This window comes from Psychrobacter sp. 1U2 (assembly GCF_051847575.1).
On the sequence record NZ_JBPYDC010000874.1, the window covers coordinates 1 to 792 of the forward strand.

Annotated in this window: 2 protein-coding genes; both read left to right on the forward strand. The window is 41.5% G+C overall.

The window, feature by feature from the left end; genetic code table 11:
* Nucleotides 1-297 (forward strand): exonuclease SbcCD subunit D C-terminal domain-containing protein (locus tag ACS8FD_RS19265; protein ID WP_439277043.1); only part of this gene is annotated, 297 nt, incomplete at its 5' end.
* Between the two features lie 83 nt (nt 298-380).
* Nucleotides 381-792, forward strand: a 412-nt coding sequence (locus ACS8FD_RS19270; protein ID WP_439277044.1) for an AAA family ATPase, incomplete at its 3' end; no start/stop codon positions are given.

Consider the following 792-nt stretch of genomic DNA (forward strand, 5'->3'; position numbering starts at 1 on the left):
GTTTGGCTTGAAATTATTTATACGGGTGATGACGTGGTCAGTGAGTTGCGTGAGCATATTCAGGCGATGGTAGATGGTTTGCCGTGTGAAGTATTAAAAATTAAAAACACGCGTACCTATAATAAAGTGCTGAACCAACAGCAAATCTCTGAGACTCTCCAAGACTTAAATGAAGCAGAGGTATTTGAGCGTTGCCTGACCACTCACAATATCCCTGATGAACAAAAATCGTCCTTACGTAACGCGTATGATCAAATCGTTTATAACCTGCAGCATGAAGATACTCAGGCTGAATAATAGCAGCGCATTTTAGATGCTAGTCAAAAACTTCTGGTCACCACTCTCTTTATAACTACTCTATATAAAAATAAGACCTGCCCATGCGACTGATTGAACTACGACTTAAAAACCTCAACTCCCTAAAAGGTGAATGGCACATCGACTTTAGTGACCCCGCTTTTCTGAATGAAGGCATTTTTGCCATTACTGGGCAGACGGGCGCTGGCAAGACCACCATCTTGGATGCAATTTGCTTAGCGCTTTATAGTCAAACGCCAAGATTGGGCGATATTACCGGCTCGACGAACGAAATCATGACCCAAGGTACGGGTGAATGCTCAGCAGAAGTTATTATCGAGATTGATGCCAAACGTTATCAATGCTATTGGTACCAACATCGCGCTCACAAAAAAGCCAAAGGTAACTTATTACCGATTAGACATGAGATTAGTGAGGTCAAAACTGGCAAAATTTTAGAAGAGAAAAAATCCAAAACTTCCGCCTATATTCAAG